This is a genomic window from Streptomyces cellostaticus, from assembly GCF_001513965.1.
Lineage (GTDB): Bacteria > Actinomycetota > Actinomycetes > Streptomycetales > Streptomycetaceae > Streptomyces > Streptomyces cellostaticus.
In genome coordinates this window covers 785,755-802,438 of sequence record NZ_KQ948016.1, presented here as the reverse complement: position 1 = coordinate 802,438, position 16,684 = coordinate 785,755, and the positions used below count along the sequence as shown (strand labels likewise).

The following is a 16,684-nucleotide window of genomic DNA, read 5'->3' as shown; positions in this document are numbered from 1 at the left end:
CCCGCAGATCCGGTCCTCCGGCCCCGCTGCTGCCGGAAGGGACAGAACCCGCGTCCCCGCCTCCGTTCGGTGTCGACTGCATTACCGTTCCTCCCCCGTCGGTCGTCCGGTCCCGGCACCCGAGGCACCCAACAAGCCCATGTCCCACACGCCACTCATACGTGCTCCGGTTCCGCTTCCCCCGCTCCACCGGCGCCATCCGGCCCGTCCACGGCCACCGCCTCCGGCACGATCCCGAGCACCGGTGGCAGCACCAGCCCCCGCTCCCCGTCGCACGCGTCCACCAGCACCCCGCGCGGCAGCCCGGCCTCGGCCACGAACTCCCGGCGCCTGCACGTGATGTCGTCCGCCTCGGAGGGAGCAGATGTGGTGGCCGGTGACGGGGTAGTGGGGGCGAACGGTGTGCCTTGCCCAGGAGCAGGAATCTCGCCGGATACGTCCGTGTCGGCCAGCTCCACGTATTCCGCCAGCCGTGACCTGCGTATCGGTCCCGACGAGTCGGCGCCACCCCCGTAGTCAGCCATGCCCGGGATCATCACATCGGTACCTTGCCGATCGCAACGCGGTACTCGGCACGGTGGAGGGCCTTTGGCCGAATGTTTCTGTCGGCGGGGACACGCATACGTCGACGGGGACACACATGCGACGACGCCGAACCCACACCGGGGCCCGGGCGTCATCAAGCCGAGAGACCAGCCTCTCTTCTATCCGACCGAGACGGGTGGGCGGGTGGGCAGAACGGCGTCAGCCACAACACAGCTCACGTTGTCAGGACCCCCCGCCGCATTCGCCTCATCGACCAGCACCCGCACCGCATCCTCCCCAGCAAGCAGCTCCTTGATCCGCTCGTCAGGGACAACACCGGTCAACCCGTCGGTGCACAACAGATACCGATCACCGGCCCGAACCTCGTGCAGACGCAGGTCCGGAACCGGAGGGGTAGGCGTACCGAGCGCCTTCAACAGCAGCGCCCGCTGCGGATGACTCACGGCCTCCTCCGGCGTCAGCCGCCCCTCGTCGATCAGCGACTGAACGACGCTGTGGTCATGGGTGATCCGGAACAGCTCACCGTCCCGCAGCAGATACGCCCGCGAGTCCCCGATGTGGACCAGGGCCAGCTTCGACCCCGTCCACAGCAGTGCGGTGAGTGTGGTGCCGTTCTCCTCGCCCTCCTCCCCGAGGTCCTGTACGGCCTCGCTCGCCCCCCGCACGGCATCCTCCAGCAGGTTCAGTACGTTGCCGGCGCCCAGCTCCTCCTCATCCAGGAACTTCAGCGCCTCGACGGCCGCGCGGCTCGCGGGTGCCCCCGCCGGGCCGCATCCGTCGGCCACGGCGAGCAGCCTGCGGCTCGCGTACACCGTGTCCTGGTTGGCCGGGCGGACGTGCCCACGGTCGGAGTGGGCGGAATAACGCAGTTCCAGCATGGTGGTGTGGTCCCTTCTCGACTCGCCGGTCAGCTGGTCGACGAGGAACGCGGCGAGATCCCGCCGTACGGCCGTCTCCGCCTCGACCCGGGCCCAGTACGCCCGGATCTCCCGCGCGGCACCGGCCGGGTCCAGGGCGCGCACCGCCCGGATCTCGGCCAGCGGCATGCCCAGCCGCCGCAGCCAGGCCACGAGACGGGCCTGCTGGAGCTGCTCCACGGCGTAGTACCGGTAGCCGGTGTCCGGGTCGACCCGGGCGGGCCGCAGCAGTTCCAGCTCGTCGTACAGTCGCAGCGCCTTGGGCGACAGCCGGCTCGCCTTGGCGAACGCACCGATCGTCAGCAGCTCCATGAGGCTCCTCGCCTTCCTCCTCGTACGCCACCGATGCTGGGGCTTCCCCAAAGGTGAAGGTCAATCGCGCTGTCCTGGTTCCTGCCGCGCTTGTTAGCCTCACAACCGATCGAACCGCCGTACGACAGGGAGCCCGCCGTGCCCCGTATCGCCCTCGCCACCTACGACCCCGGAGCCGAGCCGAGTAAGGACGGCGACCTGCCGGTGCTCGTACGGGCACTGACGGATGCCGGGGCCGAGGCGGAGGCCCGGCACTGGGACGACCCGGACGCCGACTGGGGTGACTACGACCTCGTCGTCATCCGCTCGACCTGGGACTACAGCTGGCGCGCCGAGGAGTTCGCGGCGTGGGTGGACCGGGTCGGTGCCGTCACGCGCCTCGCCAATCCCGCCGCCGTCGTGCGCTGGAACAGCGACAAGCGCTACCTCGGGGAACTGGCCGCGGCCGGCGTGCCCACCGTCCCCACGCGCTACATCGCCCCGGGCGAACCCGCCGACCTGCCCGCCGACCACGAGTACGTGATCAAGCCGACCTCCGGCGCCGGCGCTCGGTTCGCCGCCCGCTACACACCCGCCGAGCACGACACCGAGACCGCCGTACGGCAGCTGGCGCGGATGCACGCGGAGGGCTTCACCGCGATGGTGCAGCCGTACCTGCGGCACATCGACGTCAGCGGGGAGCGGGCGCTGCAGTTCTTCGGCGGCCTCCTGCTGCACGCCAGTCGCAAGGGCGCCGTCCTGTCTCCCGGTACCGCCTACGACGCCGACAAGGTCGCCCACCCCGACCTGGAGCCCTGGCAGCCCACGGACGCCGAACTCGCCGTGGCCGAGAAGGCGCTGACCGCCATACCCGGCGGCGCGCCGGGGCTGCTGTACGCGCGCGTGGACCTGGTCGACGGGGAGGACGGACAGCCGCGTGTGATGGAGCTGGAACTGGTGGAGCCGAACCTGTTCCTGTTCCTGCACCCGGACTCGCTGCCGCGCGTCACGGAGGCGATCCTGGCGGCCGCCGCAGGAGACTAGGGCGCGACCGTCGCCCGGCACGCCTGGGCGTATGCCCGGACCAGCGGCCGTGCCTCGTCCTCGCGGCGCCAGGCCAGGGCGTAGCGGCTGGGGCCGATGCCCTGCACCGGGCGGGTGGTGACACCGCCCAGGGTGATCAGCGGGGCGTTGCCCTCGGCGACCAGGCAGACCCCGAGGCCGGCGACGAGCGCCTCGTACGTCTCCTCCACCCCGGCGATCTCCGCACCGATGCGCGGCGGACGGCCGGCGCGGGCGTCCAGGGCGAGCCAGTAGTCGCGCAGCGGGCCCGCACTCTTCGGCAGGGCGAGGAACGGCTCGTCCCTCAGGTCCGCGAAGTCGATCTCGGCGTGGGCGGCGAGTGGGTGGGTGTCGGGGAGGGCGACCAGGCGGGGCTCCTCGGCGAGCACCGTCCAGGCGTAGCGCTCCTCGTCCGGCAGCGGCAACCACACGAAGGCGACGTCCGCGCTGCCGTCCGCCAGCCCCGCCGTCGGGTCCTCCCAGCTCACCTGGCGCAGCCGGGCGGTGGCCCCGGGGTGCGCGGCCGTGAAGCGGGAGCGGATGGCCGGCAGCAGTCCGCCCCGGCCCGGACGGGTGCTCATGCCCACCACGAGCGTGCTGCGCTGCGCCGCCTTGGCCGCCTCCACCGCGGCAGCGCCCTCCGCCCACGCGGCCAGCACCTGCCGGGCGTGCGGCAGCAGCGCCTCGCCCGCGGCCGTCAGCGCCACCGCGTGCTGGTCGCGGAGCAGCAGCTCGGCCCCCAGTTGTCGCTCCAGCGCCCGGATCTGCTTGCTGAGCGCGGGCTGTGAGACGTACAGCTTCTCGGCGGCGCGCGTGAAGTGCAGTTCCTCGGCGACGGCGACGAAGTAGCGCAGGTCGCGTGCGTGGACGTCGATGGTCATAACCGTTGGTTATCACCGTGGGTCTTGGACGGGCAACGGCATTCGGCAGCAGGCTGGTTCGTGTCAGGGAGACGAAGACAAGGACTCAGGGACTTACGGGAGTTGCCGTGAACAAGGTATGGCTGGTGACCGGTGCGAGCAGCGGCTTCGGGCGGGCGATCACCCAGGCGGCCGTCGCCGCCGGTGACGTGGTGGTCGGCGCGGCCCGGCGCCCGGAGGCGCTGGACGATCTGGTGGCCGCGCATCCCGACCAGGTGGAGGCGCTGCGGCTGGACGTCACCGACGCGGCCGCGATCGAGGAGGCCGTACGGGACGTGGTGGCGCGGCACGGGCGGATCGACGTGCTGGTCAACAACGCGGGCCGTACGCACGTCGGCGCCGTCGAGGAGACCACGGACCAGGAGCTGCGGGACCTGTTCGACCTGCATGTCTTCGGCCCGGCAGCCCTGGTGCGGGCGGTACTGCCGCACATGCGGGAGCGGCGTTCGGGGGCCATCGTGCAGATGAGCAGCATGGGCGGGCAGATGTCCTTCGCGGGCTTCGGGGCGTACAGCGGGACGAAGTTCGCGCTGGAGGGCATGTCCGAGGCGCTCGCGGACGAGGTGCGGGAGTTCGGCATCAAGGTGCTGATCGTGGAGCCGGGCGGCTTCCGGACCTCGCTGATGGACCCGGGCCGGGCCGGCGTCAGCGCCGACAGCGGGGTGTACGCCAAGGTGGGCGTGACCCGCGGTCTCGTCGCGGGCGGCGACGGTACGCAGCCCGGTGACCCGGACAAGGCGGCGGCCCTGATCCTGGCCGCGCTGGAGGCGGATGAGACCCCGCTGCGGCTGCCGCTCGGTGACGACGGGGTGAGCGCCGTCCTGGCCCACCTCGACCAGGTCCGCGAGGACGTCGCCGCCTGGGAGAAGCAGACCAGGGCCACGGCCTTCGATGCCTGAGAAGGCGCCTGAGGAAGTGCCTGAGGAAGTGCCTGAGAAGGCCCGCGACCGGCTCAGGTGCGGACCGCCGTCCGCTGGAGCAGCCCCCAGGTGAACTCGGCGACGACCTCGTGCCGTACGCCGTCCCGGTCGGGAGCGGTGAAGGCGAGCCCCCAGCGGGTGGGGGCCGTGCCCTCCAGGGGCCGGGCGGGGGCGAAGGCGCGGGCGGCCTCGTCCACCGTGCAGGACCACGGCATGAGGTCGTCCAGGGTGCGCAGGTCCGGGGCGGGGGCGCCCGGCGCGCGCACCAGCCACTCGTTCCAGACGGCGCCGTCGGGGGAGACCAGCACCTCGAAGCGCAGGCCGGGCCACAGGGGCAGCGCCCACTGCCGGGCCTCGCAGTCGACGTCACCGAGGCGGCGCGGGACGACGGCCTCGGGTTCGCCGAGGACCGAGCGGTAGCGGGCGGCGGCCGACCGGGCTCGCGGTGACCGGAGCATGGCCTGCCAGCGTTTGTTCGCCTCCCGCATGTCCGCGATCGACGCGCCCAGGGCGCGCCGGGCGTCCTCGACCAGGTCCGGGTTGTGGTCGGCCATGCGGCGCAGCAGCACCAGCTGGAAGTCGGGATACATGGCACCCATGGTGCCCGGCTTGTGCCTGACCATTGCCCGCGCAACCCACCATGGCTAGCCTGTGTTCGTCATGCCGATCGTCTGTTGAAATCTCGAACACAGACGCTTAGACCCAAGGGAGGGGGCCGGACGTGGGACGCCTCGTGCCTGCCGTGACCCGGGCTCTCGACATTCTGGAGCTGTTCCTCGACGGGGACGGGACACTCTCCGCCCCCGACATCGTGCGCAAGCTGCAACTGCCGCGCACCACCGTGCACGAGCTGGTCACCACGCTCGCCGCACGCTCGTACATCGTGCAGGTGCCGGGACAGCCCGGACGGTACCGGCTCGGCGTACGCCCGTACCAGCTCGGCAGCCGTTACGCCGAGCAGCTCGACCTCGCGGCCGAGGGGCAGCAGGTGGCCCGCTCGGTGGCCGAGACCTGCGACGAGACGGTCCACGTGGCCATCCTCGAAGGCACCGACGTCATCTACATCGCCAAGGTCGACTCCACGCACGCGGTGCGCATGGTCTCGGCCGCAGGGCGCCGGCTGCCCGCCCACTGCACCTCGGTCGGCAAGATGCTGCTGGCCTCGCTGCCGGAGCAGGAACTGGCGTCGCGGATCCCGGACAACGCCGAGCTGACCGCGATGACCCCCAACAGCATCACCGATCCGGGCGCCCTGCGCGAGGCCCTGGCTCAGATCCGGGAGCGGGGCCTCGCGGTGGAGAGCCGCGAGTCCAACCCGGACGTGTCCTGCGTGGCGGCACCGGTACGCGACCGCGCGGGCCAGGTCGTCGCCGCCCTGTCCATCTCCGTCCCCATGATCCGCTGGAGCGACGAGCGCCGGGCGGAGCTGGAGCAGCTGGCCGCGAAGGGTGCGGCGGAGCTGTCGGAGCGGCTCGGGCACCGGAGCGTGGCATGACGGCGTACGAGGTCGCCGTCCAGGCGGAGGCGGCGCTCGGCGAGGGCCCGACCTGGGACCCGGCGACGGGGCGCCTCCTCTGGCTGGACATCCTGGGCATGCGCGTCCACACGTACGACCCCTCGTCCGGCCGCCGGACGGTTCGTACGACGGAGCAGCACGTCGGGGCGGCGAAGCCCCGTGCGGGCGGCGGGCTGGTGCTGAACCTGCGGGACGGCGTCGGCCTGCTGGACGCCGACGACACCTTCCGCTGGCTGCACCACGAGCCGGTGCCCGGCCGCCGCGCGAACGACGCGGCCGTCGCTCCCGACGGCTCCCTGTGGGCGGGCACGATGCGCTACGACGAGGCGCAGGGCGGCGGCACGCTGTCCCGCCTGACCGGCGACGGAGCGGTGGACACGATCCTCCCCGACGTCACGGTCAGCAACGGCACCGGCTGGAGCCCGGACGGCCGTCTGATGTACTACGCCGACACACCGACCCGGCGCGTGGACGTCTTCGACTACGACGGCGAGGGCATCCGCAACCGCCGCACGCTCACGGAGATCGAGGAGGGCGCCGGTTTCCCCGACGGCCTGACGGTCGACGCGGACGGGTGTGTGTGGGTGGCCCTGTGGGACGGGGGAGCGGTGCGCCGCTACACGCCGTCCGGCGAGCTGGACCGCGTCATCGCCTTGCCGGCACCGCGGACGACGGCCTGTGCGTTCGGTGGCGCGGACTTGAGCGATCTGTACATCACGACGGCCCGCACGGGCCTGTCGGCTCCGCACCCCACGTCGGGTTCGCTGCTGGTGGTGCCGGGGGCGGGGAAGGGGTTGCCGCAGCCGGCGTTCTCGGGCTGAACGGCGTTGCTGCGGGCCGGGGGTGGGTGCCGCTCGCCCGCGTTGGCGGGGTGCCGCTGCGCCCACCCGTGCCGCCCCAGCAGCACGACTGCCCGAAGCTAAGCGCGCCCCAAAGGGGCGCGGGGAACTGCGCGACAAGCCCCCACCGGCCCGCACTCGGCGACGGACCGCAGCTGCCCTACAAAACCCCCGCAGCCTTAAGCTCCTCCAAAGTCAGCGGCGGAGCGTTCAGCGCAGGTTTCAACGGCCCCACCGCGGCAGCGACCAGCATGCTCGGGGTCAGGAGCACCTCCGGCCCCCGCTCCAGGGACGTCACGTCAGTGACTCTGCGGGCGATGCGGCCGTTGCCCGTCGCGGTGTACAGCAGGCGGCCGACGTAGGCGGACAGGATCCGGTCGCGGAGCGTGGGGCCGGTCTCCGTGGCGCCGGGGTAGAACACGTCCGTCCCGATCGCCAGGTCCCAGGCCGTCCGCACCGTCCGCCCCACCGCCTTCTGGACGTGCCGGGACAGGCCGGGAGTGCCCAGGCCGCCCTGGCGGAGGATCACATCCCGCAGCGCCAGCGCGGACTGGGCCGAGACCGACATCCCGTGGCCGTACACCGGGTTCAGCGCGCACACCGCGTCCCCGAGGGCCACGAAGTTCTCGGGCCACACCCGCATCCGCTCGTAGAAGTGGCGCCGGTTCGCGGTGGTCCGGGTGAGCGTCACCTCACTGAGCGGTTCCGCCTCCGCGAGCAGCTCGGCGATGACCGGGTGCCGTAGCTCCTCCCGGGCGTAGCGCACGAAGTCGTCGGCGTCGGCGCAGGGTTCGGCGCCCCGGGAGCCGTAGAGCGTCACCATCCAGCGGCCGTCCTCCACCGGCAGGAGCACACCGCCGCGGCCCGGTTCTCCGGTGCGCGGATCCGGCTGGATGCTCACCACCGGGAAGCCGTCCCGTGCCTGCTCGGGTGCCCGGTACAGCCGGGTCGCATACACGATCCCGGAGTTGACCTCCCGCCGCTCCGGCACCGGCAGCCCGAGCCCGGTCAGCCACCGGGGTGTGCGCGAGCCGCGCCCGGTCGCGTCGACGACCAGATCGGCCGCGAGCGTGCGCTCGGCGTTGTCGTGGGCGCGGATCCGTACGCCGGTGACCGTCGTGTCCGTGGAGGTGAGCCGGACCGCCTCGGCCCGCTCGAGGACCTCGATCCGCCGGTCGGCGAGCACCTGCGCGCGCACGGTCGCGTCCAGCAGGTCGCGGCTGCACAGGATCATGTGGTGCGACTCGGCCCACCGCCGGTACCAGCCGTGGGGGGACAGGGCCACCATGTCCGTGGTGACCGGCAACCGGTGTGCCCCCGCCGCCCGCAGCCGCTCCGCCGCCCCCGGCACCAGCTCCTCCAGGGCCCGCGCCCCGCCCGACCACAGCTGGTGGACGTGGCGGGCCTGCGGCAGGCCCCGGCGCGGCTCGGGTCCCTCGGGCAGTGCGTCCCGCTCCACGACGGTGACCCGGTCGGCGAACCCGGTCAGGGCCCGGGCCGCGAGCATGCCGGCGAGGGAGCCGCCGAGGACGACGGCGGTGGTGGGGCGGTCACTCATGGACGGGCACGCTCTCTGCTGGGGCGGTCGCGAGGGCGCGTACCGCCTCGATCTCGTCGGGGTGGCGCAGGGCCCGGGACACCGCGCCGATCTCCTGGAGCAGGCTCGTGGTGTCGGGTCCGGCGGCGGGCTCGGGCGGCTCGGGGGTACGGCGCCTGGCCTCGATCGCGTCGAGGATGTTCACCGCGGCCGCCAGTGCCCGGGCCCGCTCCGGCGGGTGGCCGAGGTCGAGCGCGGCGTCGTACGAGCGCCTGCCGAGGCCGGTGTCGAGGTGCCGGGCCAGCGGCAGCAGCACGTCCCGGATGAACGTCTCGCGCCGGGTCAGCCGCAGCTCGGGCGTGGCCCGCAGCACGAACGGCACGCCCTCACCGCTGGCGGACCGCATCAGCTGGTACAGCGGCCGCAGTTCGCGGTGGGCGCGCCGGACCCGCCAGCGGTCGTGCAGGTACTGGCCGGCGTGCGGCAGGATGAAGCCGACCGCGATCAGGATGGCGGACAGAGCGGCCACCGGCGGGGCGAGATCGGTGCTGAGCCAGTCCACGTTCCGGCCGAACCAGCGCGCGGTGACGGCGATCAGCTTGGACGCGTCGAAGATCAGGTTCAGGACGTAGCCGGCGCCCAGCAGCTTCAGCCCCCAGCGCAGCCAGGCGTCCAGACCTTCGGTGCGCACCCAGTTCCAGATCAGCTTGGAGGTGATCAGGACGGCCACGGCGTGCGCCACGAGGTAGAGCAGGATCTCCTCGCTCATGAACGGGGTGGTGGCGTAGTAGGTGTCCAGGTCCCGCAGCCGCTCCACGGGCACGTCGGCGAGCAGGAACAGTCCCCAGAGGGCGGCGATCACCCCGGAGTAGACCGAGACGACCCAGCGCAGCGCGCGGCGGGTGACGGCCGAGCGGTCGGACAGGCCGTTGCGCCAGGTGATGATCAGCAGCAGACAGGACCCGCAGAACGCGGTGATCAGCGAATAGCACCAGGGCGCCGAGATGTTGGGCACGCCGGTCAGCCGGTTGACGGCGGCGATCGTGGAGGGCGTGCAGAACACGAACACCCCGCAGGCGAGCAGCAGCAGTCCGCCGACCGCGCGCAGCAGCGGGTCCCGCCACAGCCGGATGATCGTGGGCAGCTTGATCACCAGGGCCGCGGTGAGCACGGCGGTCGGGATCCAGAAGGAGATGTAGAACTCGCCGAGGACGTTCGAGGGGTTCAGTGCCAGGGTCACCGCGCGGCTCCGCCCCGCCCGCGGTAGCCGAGGGAGCGCTGCACCGGGTCGAGGGGCGTGCCGGATCCGGGGCCGGCGAGCCGGGGCCGCAGCAGCGTGGCCAGACGGTGGCCGAAGTCGTCGGCCTCGGCCTCGTCGGCCTCCCGGGAGCCGTTGCGGGCGGCGACCGTCAGCGCCAGGCCGTGCAGCGCGGGCTCGTCCGCCAGCGCGCGGGCCGCGGCGGCCCCGGCCAGGTCGTGGTGCCGGTGCCCGACGTGCAGATGCCACAACTCGTGCCCGAGGATGACCAGTTGCTGCATGGCCGCGGCCCGCTCCTCCACGATGACCAGGTCGAAGTCCTGGAACTCCACCCACAGGCCGGTGACCTCGATCTCGTCCGGGAAGCGCTCGAAGCGCAGTTTCACCGGCCGCCCGGCCCGCCGTGCGCTCATCTCCTCGCACAGTGTCTGGCACAGGTCCCGCACCTCGCCCGGCGCCTGCGGCCGCGCGTGGACGGCGGCGGCGAGGTCGGCGGCCAGGGAGCGCATCGCCGAGCCCGGACGGGAGCGACGCAGTCGTGCGGCCAGCCGTACCGCCCGCTGCCGCGCGCCCGCGATGGTCATCGGTCCCCCTTCTCACCGCAGTTGTGCGGCTCGAATGAGGGTACGCGCCCTGGTGTGTTCGCGTCATGCGATCCGGCGAGCGTTGTTCAACGTGGAATTTCCGCTTCCGTACACAGGCGGACGAAGGCTTTCGCCCGACCCATTGACGCGCGAGCGCTTCGAATCTACGGTCCGGTTCGAAGTTGCGAGCGTCATTCGATATCTCGAACGGTGGGGGGCAGGGTATGGAACAGCCTGACAACGGCGCCCCAAAGCTGGGGCTGAACAAGCTCAGCTGGACGAAAGACGGCCGGCCCAAGGTCTCTTAGGGGCGCGGGGCTGTGTTCGATATGCGGCTCCGCCGCGTGGGCGCGACCAGCCACAACGCACCCGCACGCGCCAACGAGACACAAGCACCCCACCCCGAAAGGCGACCATGCGTACCGCCCGCTTCACCCTCGACCCCGCTTTCACCGTCGGCCAAGTACACCCCCGCCTCTTCGGCTCCTTCGTCGAACACCTCGGCCGCTGCGTCTACACGGGCATCTACGAACCGACCCATCCCATGGCTGATTCCGAAGGACTCCGCACCGACGTCCTGAACCTCGTCCGCGAACTCGGCGTCACCACGATCCGCTACCCGGGCGGCAACTTCGTCTCCGGCTATAAATGGGAGGACTCGGTCGGCCCCCAAGCGGAGCGCCCCCGCCGCCTCGACCTCGCCTGGCACTCGACGGAGTCGAACCGCTTCGGCCTCTCCGAATACATCGCCTTCCTGAAGAAGCTCGGCCCCCAGGCCGAACCCATGATGGCCGTCAACCTCGGCACAAGGGGTGTCGCCGAGGCCCTCGAACTCCAGGAGTACGCCAACCACCCCTCCGGAACCGCCCTCTCCGACCTCCGCGCGGCCCACGGCGACAAGGAACCCTTCGGCATCAAGCTCTGGTGCCTGGGCAACGAGATGGACGGCCCCTGGCAGACCGGCCACAAGACGGCCGAGGAGTACGGCCGTATCGCCGCCGAGACGGCCCGGGCGATGCGCCAGATCGACCCTTCCGTGGAACTGGTGGCCTGCGGCTCCTCCAGCCAGTCCATGCCCACCTTCGCCGAGTGGGAGGCGACGGTCCTCCAGGAGGCCTACGAGCTGGTCGACCACATCTCGCTGCACGCCTACTACGAGCCCGTCGACGGCGACCTGGACTCCTTCCTGGCCTCTGCCGTCGACATGGAGTCCTTCATCGAGAACGTGGTGGCCACGGCCGACCACGTCGGTGCCCGCCTCAAGTCCAGGAAGAAGATCAACCTCTCCTTCGACGAGTGGAACGTCTGGTACCTGTCCCGTTGGGAGGAGCACGCCAGGACCATCGACCAGAGCGACTGGCCGGAGGCTCCGCGCCTGCTGGAGGACAACTACAGCGTCACCGACGCGGTCGTCTTCGGCTCGCTCCTGATCGCACTGCTCCGGCACGCCGACCGGGTCACCGTCGCCTGCCTGGCCCAGCTGGTCAATGTGATCGCCCCGATCATGACCGAGCCGGGCGGCCCGGCCTGGCGGCAGACCACGTTCTTCCCGTTCGCGCAGGCCTCCCGGCACGGCCGTGGCGAGGTGCTCGACGTCCGCGTGGACTCGCCGACGTACGCGACCAAGAAGTACGGCGAGACGGACCTGCTGCACGCCACCGCCGTCAGGGCGGCCGACGGCACGGTCACCGTGTTCGCCGTCAACCGCAGCCGCACCGAACCGCTCCCGCTCGAAGTCGCCCTGAGCGGGCTCGGCCTGACGGCCGTCGCCGAGCACAGCGCCCTCGCGGACGCCGACCCCGACGCCCGTAACACCCAGGACGCCCCGGAGCGGGTCACCCCGCACCCGGTCGAGGGCACCGCCCTGCGGGACGGCACCCTCACCGCCGTACTGGAGCCGCTGTCCTGGAACGTGATCCGGCTGGCGTAGCAGAGACGGCTCAGCGGCCGGGGGAGGGCACCGGAGCCACCGGTGTTCCCCCGGTCGCCCGGCCCAGCAGGGTCAGGCTCACGTTCCCCGGCCCGGACTCCGTGGTGAACTCCGAAAGGACCGCCAGCGCAAGGGTGTTGGCGCCCCGGGTGCGCAGGATGCCGTTCGGCAGGACGAAGGTGTGCTGCGGGCCGACGTTGTTGATGTACTGGCCCATGTTCCAGCCGTTGAGGAAGATCTGCGCCCGGTAGGCGCGGTACGGATCGTCCTCCAGGGTCAGGCCGACCGAGGCGTCGATGTCGGCCGGCACCGACAGCCGGAACGTCGTCCGGTACCAGGTCACGCCCTGCCGCCGCTCGGCCCGCGGGAAGGTCGCCTTCTCCCAGCCCCGGTCGGGGAAGCCGGGCAGATGCCAGCCCCGCCGCTCCCCGTACAGGCCGCCGTTGTTCTGCGGCCCGCGCACCGGATCCGGCGCCGCCTCGCCCTGGATCCGCCACGTCACCTTCGGGGACGCCCCCTTGAAGAGGGCGGCGGTCAGGCCACGCGCCGCCTTGTGGGTGTCGAGCGCCTTGCCGTCCTGGTCGTGCTGCATGCGCCGGACCAGGACCGACAGCACGTGCCGGCCGGGCGAGCGCAGCCGTTCGGCCACCGGGAAGACGGCGGTGGCGTCCCAAGTTCCCTTCCTGACGGTGGTGTTCTTGTCCGGCACCGGCATCCGGTGGGTGCCCAGCGGCTCCCCGTCCAGCCATGCCATCAACAGGCCCTGGGTGCCGGTGCTGTAGGCGAGCGAGACCTCCTCGATGCCCAAGGAGCCGGTGAACGTGCCCCGGTACCAGACGTCCCCGTAGTGGAAGCCGTAGTCGTCGGCGAACAGCACCGGCTGGTCCTTCGGGACCGGAGTGATGCTGCACGACGACTTCTTGCCGGCGACCTTCCAGGACGAGTCGTCGAAGCTGGGCCCGGCCTCCGGGTTCTCCGTCCGCATCCGCCAGCCGCCCAGCTCGGGCAGCCGCACCTCCGGCACGGAGGGCAGCAGCCCGGTGGTCATCAGGCTGCCGGACATGGTGACCCGGGTCGGCACCTTCCGGCCGTTCCACACCAGGCTCGCGATCCCGCGCGGCCCCCACACCTCCAGGCTGGTCGTCTCGGTGACGTCACCTGTCAGGTGCACCTCGGAACCGCGCAGCTCGGCGTGGCGCAGCAGGGCCGGGCCGTACACGAGCAGGGTGCCGGACGGGGTGTCGTACGGGAAGATGCGCACGGCGGTGGCGTCGTCGGCGAAGAGCAGCAGCAGCGGGGTGTCGCTGTCGCCCTTGTCGACCAGTACGCGGGTGAGACCGCCCTGCCCGAGGGGCGCGTTGACGTGCAGTTCGTTGCTGTCGTACGCCCAGCCGGCCTCCGGGTCGAGGCGCATGACGGACGGCTCCTCCTGGCACTTCAGGACCAGGTCCGCCATGTCGCCCAGGCGCCCCGTGAACACGGCGATGTCCTTGCGCCCGGACGTCAGGCACAGCATGGGCTGCGCGGTGGAGTGCTTCAGCGTCCGCTTGCCGAGCGGGAGTCCGGTGGTCAGCATGCGGGCGTCGTGCGCGGGCACGGTGATCCGCAGCTTCCCGGCGTTCGTCGGCAGGTCGGTGGTGACCGGGGCCGCGCCGTCGTTGCGGGCCACGTACACATGGGTGCCGGTGTCCGGGTTGGCCAGGTGGTAGACCTTCAGCCCCTTCGCCTTCACCTCGGCCGCCCGGTCCAGCCGGGCGAAGTCGGGCACGCGCTGGAACAGGTGCCCGAGCTGGTGCATCGGGGCGATCTTGTCGGTGACGTTGCGGCCCTCGTCGATCGCCGCCCCGTAGTCGTACGACGTGTAGACCACCGGTGCGGGCAGCCATCCCCACGACGTCCCGCCGAAGGTCATGTACACGTTGTGCAGGGTGAGCCCGTTGGCGAGGTTGGTCAGATAGAAGCGGCGCTCGTAGGCCGCATCCCGGGTGCGCCGTGACTCGGCGTACCCCTTGCCGTCGAACCAGGCCCCGCCCCACGGGTCGAACCAGCCGCCCCCGAACTCGGGCACGAACCCGGGCGTGTGCGGCGAGGCGGTGGCCCCGCCGGTGAGCCCGCCGGACCCGAAGTGCCCCCAGTCCGGCGGCGTCTGCGTGGGCGACGGATACCCGTCGAACCCGTACAGCCAGCCGTCCTTGTCCCCGCCGGTGTCGAACGACCCCGGGACCCAGTGGCCGTTCCTGCCCTTGTCGTTGTGGAAGAGGGGTACGTCGATCCCGTCTTCCCTGACCTTCTTGTACAGGTGGGACATGTAGTCCCGGCCGGTCGCCTCCCCGACGTGGGAGTCGTACTCGTTCTCGATCTGGTAGAGCAGGATCGTGCCCTTGCCCTGCGTGAACAGGTGCCGCCGGGCGATCCGGTTCACCTGGGTCAGCCATTCGTCGGCGTACGACAGGTAGGTCGGGTCGGCGGTGCGGGCCGTGCCCTTCGTCACCGTCAGCCAGCCCGGGAAGCCGCCGCCGTCGATCTCGGCGTTGATGTACGGGCCGGGCCGCAGGATGACGTACAGCCCGGTCTCGGCGGCCATGCGCAGGAACAGGTCCAGGTCCCGGACGCCGGAGAAGTCGTACTTGCCGGGCGCGGGGGAGTGGTAGTTCCACGACACGTAGATGCTCACGGCGTTGAAGCCGTGCGCCCGCATCTTCTGCAGCACATCTCGCCACAGGGACGGACTCGGCAGCCGGAAGGGATGCATCTCCCCGGACCACACGACCAGCCGCCGCCCGTCGACCAGCAGCGAGTACTGGTCGTACCCGATGGTGTGCCGCTCGCCGTCGGCGCGCGGAGGGGCGGGTGCCGGGCCGGTCGGCACGCTGTGCGCGGCGTACGCCGAAGGCGCCCCCGGGCCGCCGCTGCCGCCCAGGGCGAAGCCGAGCGCGGCCGAGCCGGCCAGGGCACTGAAGGTACGTCTGCTGAGCGCCAAGGTGGATCCTCCCGGGCGATCTTACGGGGGCGCGGTCCGGCCATTCTCCATGGAGATACGCCCCACAATGGACGCATGAGGATCTCGGCACGGGCGGATTACGCGGTACGGGCGGTACTGGAGCTGGCCGTGCGGCAGGATGACGGCCCGGTGAAGGCAGAGGAAATCGCCGCCGTACAGGACATTCCGCACAAGTTCCTGGAAGGCATCCTGGGTGACCTCCGACGTGCCGGAATCGTCGACAGCCGGCGCGGCGGTGGCGGCGGCTACCGGCTGGCCCGGCCCGCGGCCGCGATCACGGTGGCGGACGTCGTCCGGGGCGTGGACGGCCCGATCGTGTCGGTACGGGGGGAACGCCCGACGGAGCTGTCCTACACGGGCACGGCCCAGCCGCTGCTGCCGTTGTGGATCGCCCTGCGCGCCAACGTCCGCCGCATCCTGGAGGGCGTCACCATCGCCGACCTCGCGGCGGACGCCCTGCCGGAGCCGGTGCGGGAGCTGGCGGCGGAGCCGGGGGCGTGGGAGAACCCCTGAGGCCCTCGGGGACGTGTGAACAGCCCGTTGTGAATGGCCGGAGTTCGCCCTCCCGGGGCGGAGCGGGGCTTCCTACGATGCCCATCGCCTCCCCATCCTTCACAGGTTCCGCACAGATTCTTCAAGGTTGAACGGATGGGTCGGAGGTCCAACCCCCCACTCGACAACCTGGAGAAACCATGGCTGGTGGACTCCTGCTCGGCGGCGCCATAGCCGCTCTGCTCACCACCGCGCTACCCGCCCAGAGCTCCTCCCCCGTCTTCGACGACCCGCCCCCGGACAAGATCGTCATCGACGTCGCCACGGTGAACGGCTCAGGCTGTCCCGCGGGCACGGCCGCCGTGGCCGTCTCCCCGGACAACACCGCCTTCACGGTCACCTACAGCAACTACCTCGCCCAGGTCGGCGGCAACTCCGACCCCACGGCCTTCCGCAGGAACTGCCAGCTCAACCTGATCGTGCACGTCCCGCAGGGCTTCACCTACGCCGTGGCCAGCGCCGACTACCGGGGCTTCCTCTCGCTCCAGCCGGGCGCGACCAGCACGCAGAAGGCCTCGTACTACTTCCAGGGCTCCTCGAACACCGCGTCGAGAACCCACCCCTTCAACGGCCCCTACAACGACGACTGGCAGGCCACCGACAGCACCGACTGGGCCCAGCTGGTCTGGTCCCCCTGCGGAGTCCTCCGCAACTTCAACATCAACACCGAGCTACGGGTGGCCGCGGGCAGCTCGTCACCGGGCAAGGTCAGCTTCATGACGATGGACTCGACGGACGGGGACATCAGCACGGTGTACCACCTGGCATGGAAACAGTGCCCGGCCAAGTAGCGGTGTGACTGCGTCGCCCG

Annotated in this window: 15 protein-coding genes; 7 read left to right on the top strand and 8 right to left on the bottom strand. The window is 71.6% G+C overall.

The window, feature by feature from the left end:
* Positions 1–155 precede the first annotated feature (155 nt).
* Positions 156–524 carry a hypothetical protein gene (locus AQI88_RS07270; RefSeq protein WP_159050305.1) on the bottom strand — a complete coding sequence of 123 codons (369 nt, stop codon included), beginning with the start codon at positions 522–524 and terminating at the stop codon, positions 156–158.
* A 180-nt stretch (positions 525–704) separates the two neighbouring features.
* On the bottom strand, positions 705–1,775 hold the full coding sequence (locus AQI88_RS07265) for a MerR family transcriptional regulator (RefSeq protein ID WP_066993596.1): 1,071 nt from the start codon (positions 1,773–1,775) through the stop codon (positions 705–707).
* Between the two features lie 138 nt (positions 1,776–1,913).
* On the opposite strand from AQI88_RS07265, the gene AQI88_RS07260 reads away from it, so the two are divergent.
* The gene (locus AQI88_RS07260) at positions 1,914–2,798 is read left to right on the top strand and encodes an ATP-grasp domain-containing protein (protein WP_066993593.1); all 885 of its coding nucleotides are present in this window, start codon (positions 1,914–1,916) and stop codon (positions 2,796–2,798) included.
* Here the strand turns inward: AQI88_RS07260 and AQI88_RS07255 are convergent.
* Positions 2,795–3,697, bottom strand: coding sequence for a LysR family transcriptional regulator (locus AQI88_RS07255; RefSeq protein WP_066993590.1), 903 nt, complete (start codon positions 3,695–3,697; stop codon positions 2,795–2,797). The two genes, AQI88_RS07260 and AQI88_RS07255, sit on opposite strands and share 4 nt — an antisense overlap.
* Positions 3,698–3,804: 107 nt before the next feature.
* Here AQI88_RS07255 and AQI88_RS07250 point away from each other — a divergent pair, with 107 nt between their 5' ends.
* Positions 3,805–4,635, top strand: a complete 831-nt coding sequence (locus AQI88_RS07250) for an oxidoreductase (protein ID WP_066993588.1) — start codon at positions 3,805–3,807, stop codon at positions 4,633–4,635.
* A 53-nt stretch (positions 4,636–4,688) separates the two neighbouring features.
* On the opposite strand, the gene AQI88_RS07245 is transcribed toward AQI88_RS07250, so the two are convergent.
* The gene (locus AQI88_RS07245) at positions 4,689–5,246 is read right to left on the bottom strand and encodes a hypothetical protein (protein WP_244184057.1); all 558 of its coding nucleotides are present in this window, start codon (positions 5,244–5,246) and stop codon (positions 4,689–4,691) included.
* A 131-nt stretch (positions 5,247–5,377) separates the two neighbouring features.
* Here AQI88_RS07245 and AQI88_RS07240 point away from each other — a divergent pair, with 131 nt between their 5' ends.
* Both AQI88_RS07240 and AQI88_RS07235 read left to right on the top strand, forming a co-directional pair.
* Positions 5,378–6,151 (top strand): IclR family transcriptional regulator, encoded by a 774-nt coding sequence (locus tag AQI88_RS07240; protein WP_066993582.1) that lies wholly within the window; start codon positions 5,378–5,380, stop codon positions 6,149–6,151.
* On the top strand, positions 6,148–6,993 hold the full coding sequence (locus AQI88_RS07235) for an SMP-30/gluconolactonase/LRE family protein (protein WP_066993579.1): 846 nt from the start codon (positions 6,148–6,150) through the stop codon (positions 6,991–6,993). Before AQI88_RS07240 ends, AQI88_RS07235 begins: the two co-directional genes overlap by 4 nt.
* A gap of 178 nt (positions 6,994–7,171) precedes the next feature.
* Here the strand turns inward: AQI88_RS07235 and AQI88_RS07230 are convergent, their stop codons facing one another.
* The 3 genes from AQI88_RS07230 to AQI88_RS07220 are packed head-to-tail and all read right to left on the bottom strand — an operon-like array spanning position 7,172 to position 10,390.
* On the bottom strand, positions 7,172–8,569 hold the full coding sequence (locus tag AQI88_RS07230) for an FAD-dependent oxidoreductase (RefSeq protein ID WP_107118481.1): 1,398 nt from the start codon (positions 8,567–8,569) through the stop codon (positions 7,172–7,174).
* Positions 8,562–9,788 carry an MAB_1171c family putative transporter gene (locus tag AQI88_RS07225; protein WP_066993576.1) on the bottom strand — a complete coding sequence of 409 codons (1,227 nt, stop codon included), beginning with the start codon at positions 9,786–9,788 and terminating at the stop codon, positions 8,562–8,564. The genes AQI88_RS07230 and AQI88_RS07225 overlap by 8 nt, the downstream gene beginning before the upstream one ends.
* A complete protein-coding gene (locus tag AQI88_RS07220) occupies positions 9,785–10,390 on the bottom strand; it encodes a toxin-antitoxin system, toxin component family protein (RefSeq protein WP_208615731.1) in 606 nt (201 codons plus the stop codon). The genes AQI88_RS07225 and AQI88_RS07220 overlap by 4 nt, the downstream gene beginning before the upstream one ends.
* Positions 10,391–10,805: 415 nt before the next feature.
* On the opposite strand from AQI88_RS07220, the gene arfA reads away from it, so the two are divergent.
* Positions 10,806–12,320: an arabinosylfuranosidase ArfA gene (gene arfA, locus AQI88_RS07215; RefSeq protein WP_066993573.1), complete on the top strand. Its 1,515-nt coding sequence runs from the start codon at positions 10,806–10,808 to the stop codon at positions 12,318–12,320.
* A gap of 10 nt (positions 12,321–12,330) precedes the next feature.
* On the opposite strand, the gene AQI88_RS07210 is transcribed toward arfA, so the two are convergent.
* Positions 12,331–15,300: a beta-galactosidase gene (locus AQI88_RS07210; protein WP_066993569.1), complete on the bottom strand. Its 2,970-nt coding sequence runs from the start codon at positions 15,298–15,300 to the stop codon at positions 12,331–12,333.
* Positions 15,301–15,375: 75 nt separating this feature from the next.
* On the opposite strand from AQI88_RS07210, the gene AQI88_RS07205 reads away from it, so the two are divergent.
* Positions 15,376–15,834, top strand: coding sequence for an RrF2 family transcriptional regulator (locus tag AQI88_RS07205; RefSeq protein ID WP_066993566.1), 459 nt, complete (start codon positions 15,376–15,378; stop codon positions 15,832–15,834).
* 179 nt (positions 15,835–16,013) lie between these two features.
* Positions 16,014–16,664, top strand: coding sequence for a DUF4360 domain-containing protein (locus AQI88_RS07200; RefSeq protein ID WP_066993563.1), 651 nt, complete (start codon positions 16,014–16,016; stop codon positions 16,662–16,664).
* Positions 16,665–16,684 lie beyond the last annotated feature (20 nt).

Excerpts from the sequence above, each read along its gene's own strand:
- AQI88_RS07270 (WP_159050305.1), bottom strand. The coding sequence starts at position 524 with ATGGCTGACTACGGGGGTGGCGCCGACTCGTCGGGACCGATACGCAGG.
- AQI88_RS07205 (WP_066993566.1), top strand. The coding sequence starts at position 15,376 with ATGAGGATCTCGGCACGGGCGGATTACGCGGTACGGGCGGTACTGGAG.
- AQI88_RS07220 (WP_208615731.1), bottom strand. The coding sequence starts at position 10,390 with ATGACCATCGCGGGCGCGCGGCAGCGGGCGGTACGGCTGGCCGCACGA.
- arfA (WP_066993573.1), top strand. The coding sequence starts at position 10,806 with ATGCGTACCGCCCGCTTCACCCTCGACCCCGCTTTCACCGTCGGCCAA.
- AQI88_RS07265 (WP_066993596.1), bottom strand. The coding sequence starts at position 1,775 with ATGGAGCTGCTGACGATCGGTGCGTTCGCCAAGGCGAGCCGGCTGTCG.
- AQI88_RS07200 (WP_066993563.1), top strand. The coding sequence starts at position 16,014 with ATGGCTGGTGGACTCCTGCTCGGCGGCGCCATAGCCGCTCTGCTCACC.
- AQI88_RS07235 (WP_066993579.1), top strand. The coding sequence starts at position 6,148 with ATGACGGCGTACGAGGTCGCCGTCCAGGCGGAGGCGGCGCTCGGCGAG.
- AQI88_RS07245 (WP_244184057.1), bottom strand. The coding sequence starts at position 5,246 with ATGTATCCCGACTTCCAGCTGGTGCTGCTGCGCCGCATGGCCGACCAC.
- AQI88_RS07230 (WP_107118481.1), bottom strand. The coding sequence starts at position 8,569 with ATGAGTGACCGCCCCACCACCGCCGTCGTCCTCGGCGGCTCCCTCGCC.
- AQI88_RS07255 (WP_066993590.1), bottom strand. The coding sequence starts at position 3,697 with ATGACCATCGACGTCCACGCACGCGACCTGCGCTACTTCGTCGCCGTC.